This window comes from Deltaproteobacteria bacterium CG11_big_fil_rev_8_21_14_0_20_49_13 (assembly GCA_002796305.1).
Classification (GTDB): Bacteria; UBA10199; UBA10199.
The window spans coordinates 31,432-36,289 of sequence record PCWZ01000066.1; the positions used below are offsets into that span (position 1 = coordinate 31,432).

General features: G+C 47.4%; 2 protein-coding genes and 1 pseudogene. All 3 read right to left on the reverse strand.

Annotated features, from left to right (window positions below; all coding sequences use genetic code 11):
• Positions 1 to 37 precede the first annotated feature (37 nt).
• Positions 38 to 763, reverse strand: coding sequence for a metal-dependent hydrolase (locus tag COV46_06410; GenBank protein ID PIR16931.1), 726 nt, complete (start codon positions 761 to 763; stop codon positions 38 to 40).
• Entirely contained in the window at positions 760 to 4,050 is a 3,291-nt protein-coding gene (locus tag COV46_06415) for a restriction endonuclease subunit R (GenBank protein PIR16933.1), read from the reverse strand. The genes COV46_06410 and COV46_06415 overlap by 4 nt, the downstream gene beginning before the upstream one ends.
• 143 nt (positions 4,051 to 4,193) lie before the next feature.
• Positions 4,194 to 4,829: pseudogene (locus tag COV46_06420) on the reverse strand (hypothetical protein).
• Between the last annotated feature and the right edge of the window lie 29 nt (positions 4,830 to 4,858).

Below are 4,858 nucleotides of genomic sequence, written 5' to 3' on the forward strand. Positions count from 1 at the left end.
AGAGTGAGTAGTTTATAGAGGTGCCCCTCAGTAAATTTCATGGAATAAAGGCATCCAGCCGCGCCTTTCGTTTTTCCCAATCGGGCATCAAGCGCAATAATAGCCTGTAAAAGGCAGGGCTGTGGTCATGAACCCGAAGGTGGCATAATTCATGGGCGATGACATACTCGATACAATGCAAGGGCGCTTTTATAAGATCGAGGTTTAGGCGGATATTCCCGTTCTTGGTGCAGCTTCCCCAACGTTTTGCCATGGGACGGATTGTTATTTTTTCTGGTGTTAATCGAAGAGACGGATGGCCTTTGAGAAGCTCCTCAACTCTCTCGATAAACAGCTTCTCAGCTCGCACCAAGTACCAGGCATCCAACGCTGCCTTGACTTTCTCTCGATCAAAACTCTCGACAGAGATATTAAAATATTTCCCAATGAGTTTTACACTCTTCCCTTCACTATTTTTCAATCTCAATCGATATTGCCGCCCTAAATAGAGGTGTGTCTCACCACCGACAAAGCGTTTTTCACCGGGGAGCGGGTGAAATTGCTCAAAGTAATTTCTCTTTTTGACAATCCAACCAGCCCGTTTCCTGACGAGCGCCAGTACCTTTTCAAGATCCTGCCCCGCAGGGGCCGCCACCCTGACTTGGCGATTTGGTAAGACTGTGATGGACACGCGTCGCTTGGGCCGAAAGATCAGTTGAAAAGGAATGGTCTTTTGTCCAAACGTAAAAGAGTGGTGGGCGATATTTTCTAACGATTCGCTCATGAGGGATACCTTATTCGTGCAATCTCAAGGCACAGCTCCAGTATGCGGTCAATGTCCTCGAAGGCCAGATTAATGCCTTGTTCTTTCTTCAGTTCAAAAAGATAATCTTCAATGGCGTTTCTCATACGGTTTTGAATATCCACATTGTTTATCCAATTCACGATTCTGTGCTCATTGACAATTTCATCCACCTTGAGTCCAGCATCGGCACTCGTGCTTCTCATATCGAGACCTTCTTTGGCATACTTGGTAAACACTTCTAACAGGACTCCGTAAAAGGCTTTAGCGACATCGCGATGGTTTAGCTGGGCAGGAATGTCATCACCGGTCCGATTGCGCACTTTATCCGCAATCTCAGTGACTTGTTTTAAATATTCTAGATCCGATAACCGCTGCTCACGAAAAGCACGAATCGCCGCTTCAAGCAGCTCAGAAAACCTTTTATAAAAAGTCGGGTCCTCTTCCATGCGCTCATGAATAGTTTTTTGGGTGCGGTGGGCGATGGTATCGGCCTTTGAGGCCGCATTTCCCAGCTGATCTAACTCCTTATTAAAGGCTTCCGTATCAAAGATATTGACCAGATTGGTCACACGTTCGACCTCGCCTGTGCCGACGTGCGTGTCGAGGAGCTTCTGGATTCGTTCTTCGTATTCTTTAAAGTCAACAACCTCGGCGTAGCGCCGACGCACAGCAGTCCTCAGTTTCATAAAAAAGCTCAAATCATCTTTATATTGCTTCACCTTCTTCTCAGGTGCGGTTTCAATGAATTTGACTGATGCCAGGGCAATGGCAAGAGTTCGTGAATAGGCAGAAAGCCGTTCGTAAAACTTGGTGCGCAACTCTTCATCGGCCAAGTGTCGCTCATAGGCCTCTTCATCCTGTTTATTTTTTACATCTTTAAACAAATTCCACAGGTCGGAATGACGTTGCGCCAGTTTTTTCACCTCTTCACTCACGTCAAGCAGGGCGGAGCATAGATCTTCGAGCCCCTCTTCATCAAAATCAGCTAGTTTTCCATAAACATCGAGGGCCTCATCGAGGTTTTGCAAAACACCGCGATAATCGATGATGTAGCCGAAGTCTTTTCCATCGTAGAGCCGGTTCACCCGTGCAATCGCTTGCAACAGCGTGTGGTCTTTGAGTTTTCGGGTTAAGTAAAGAACGGTGTTCCGTGGGGCATCAAAGCCGGTCAGCAGCTTATCAACAACAATGATAATTTCAGGGTGATCGCTCTTTTTAAATGAGTTGATGATTTGTCGGTTGTATTCCTTTTCACTCCCAAAACGGGCCATCATTTTTTTCCAGAAAATTTGAACTGCCTGCGGGTTTTCTTCCTCAACTTCCGTGTTGCCTTCGCGGTCATCCGGCGGTGAAATGAGCACGTCAGAAGAGACCATCGCAAATTCATCCAAATACTTTTTGTAAAGCAGAGCGGTTGACTTGTCCTGAGTCACCAATTGCGCCTTGTAGGGTGTTCCTTGCCAGTTGTCGCGAAAGTGGGTGCTGATATCCCAGGCAATGCGCATGATTTTCTTTTCGGCCTTATTCAGCTGGTCGGTGGTGGTGAACTTTTTCTTCAGATCAGCCCGTTGTTCTTTGGTCAGGGTTTCTGTAATCCGGTCAAACCAGGCATCGATTGATTCACTGTCAACCGTTTGATCGACATGCCTTCCTTCGTAGAGCAAAGGAACAACGGCTTTGTCATTCACCGCCTGGCTGATGGTATAGGTATCGATCAAACCGCCAAAACGCTCGACCGTGTTTTTTGTTTTTTTCAGGATCGGGGTACCTGTAAAACCAATAAAACAAGCGTTGGGGAGCGCCTTGCGCATCTTGGCGTGGAGTTCTCCAAATTGACCGCGATGCCCTTCATCCACCAACACAAAAATATTGGGATTGTCGTTTCTGGCAGGTTTACCAACATTTGTAGGGGCAGGTTCTAAACCTGCCCGATTATTTTCCGCAACATTCAGGGCATGTTTGTTCGTATTGCGGGCGGGTTTGGAACCCGCCCCTACAGCGGCATCGAATTTATTGATGACCGTGGTAATGATTTGCGACTTGCTGCCCAACAGTAATTCCGACAAATGCGCACCGGTCCTTGCCTGCACAGGGTCCACGCCACAATGTTTGAAAGTCTTGAATATCTGATCATCAAGGTCCAGACGATCGGTCGCTAAAAGCACTTTATAATCTTCGATGCTTGACTCCAAAGCAATCCCCATAGCCAACATGACCATGGTCAAACTCTTCCCCGACCCTTGGGTATGCCAGACAATACCGCCTTGACGTGTGCCGTCTTTTTGAAGTTTACGAATCCGGTCCAAGATCTTCTGAACGCAGAAATATTGCTGATAACGCGCCACCTTTTTTTCGCCCGCATCAAAGAGGGTGTAGCGGTAGGTCAGCTCAAGCAATCGCTCAGGACGTGCCAAATCATATAAAGCCCTGTCTTGCTCCGTGACCTGTCTATCCGCCGCGTCCATGGCATCAAAATAGCTCCGCACATAATCAAAGCGTTCCCCAAAGAGCCTTTCTTTTTGTTCATAAGAAAGCGGTTTGTTTTTCAGCGCCTTTAATTTCTCTTCCTTTTCATCCTGCTCCTTCCAGACAGACCAAAACTTGGCCGGAGTCCCCACGGTGGCGTACTTGGCTTCGTTTGCCGAAATAGCCAAAAGTAACTGGGTAAAAAGAAAGAGTTTGGGGATTTCATCTTCCCGTTGATTGCGTAAATGTTGGCTGATCGCCTCACCAATGGGATCCTTAATATCCGGTCGCTTGCACTCGATTACGGCGAGCGGAATACCATTAACAAACAAGACAACATCGGGCCGGCGTGTTTCATGACTGCCTGTGCGTTCAACGCTGAACTCTTCGGTCACATGAAAGACATTGTTGGTGAGCCACGTCTCCGGATTCCAATCGATATAATTGAGGGGAAAACTTTTTGTGTCTCCCTCAATGGATTGTTGCAAGCTTTTGCCCAGACAGAGCAGGTCGTAAATCTTTTCATTGGTACGGACGAGGCCGTCATAAAGAGTGTCTTTGAGAGTTTGAATGGCTGAAAGAATGTTGCCTTCACTAAAGGGATATTCCTTTCCCTTAAATCGGATGCGGTTAAGCCGGCGCAACTGCTGCACCAGCACATCTTCCAACAAGACCGCATTCAACCGCCCGCCACGCAACTGGAGCGTTTCCTCCGGGGTAAGGTAGGTGTAGCCAAAGTTCTGCAGAAGCTGCAATGCAGGGATTTGGGAGATGTGGTCCTCTTTGAAGGAGGGGGTCATTATTTGATCAATCATGTTTTGATTCCCCCATCGTCATGTAGGGGCAGGTTCCAAACCTGCCCGCTATCGTGCAAATCAATATTATTTTTAGGGCGGGTTTGTTCATATTGCGGGCGGGTTTGGAACCCGCCCCTACAATTATCCGGATTGTTTTCATCCAATTCCCATTGCAGGGGATTGTTTTGGATATATTCGCGGATACGATCCAACGATTGTTCATTGCGAATAATATGTTCGTAATAATTGCGTTGCCAAACGGGTTGGCCGGGGGTTTTCCGATATTCGTTAATCCTGCGCGCCGAAAACGTTTTCAATTGCCGCATAATTTCCGACAATTTGACCCCCGTACCACCCGCATCCGTAGGGGCAGGTTCCAAACCTGCCCTATTATTTTGGGCGAATTCATCCATATTGCGGGCGGGTTCGGCGAAATCATGGGCGGTTGGATTTGAATGAAGGGCGGGTTTAGAACCCGCCCCTACGACGATGATAATTCCATGAACGTGATTGGGCATGATGATGAATTCATCCAATTCGATACCGGCATTGTGATTCGGCAAATCACGCCACGTTGATAAAACCAAATTGCCCGCATCATTCAACCGCATTCCCCCATCCACAATATCCCCAAACAAACATTCGCGATTGTGCACGCAAATCGTCACAAAATACGCACCGTTTTGCGAATAATCGTAATGTTTTAATCGGATGGAACGGCGGTTTTTGCGTTCCCCCTGTTGGGGCGTATTGCAATGCGCCCTTACATCTTGATTGCTCATATTTTTACCCTCACTTGCCCGGTCAGCAA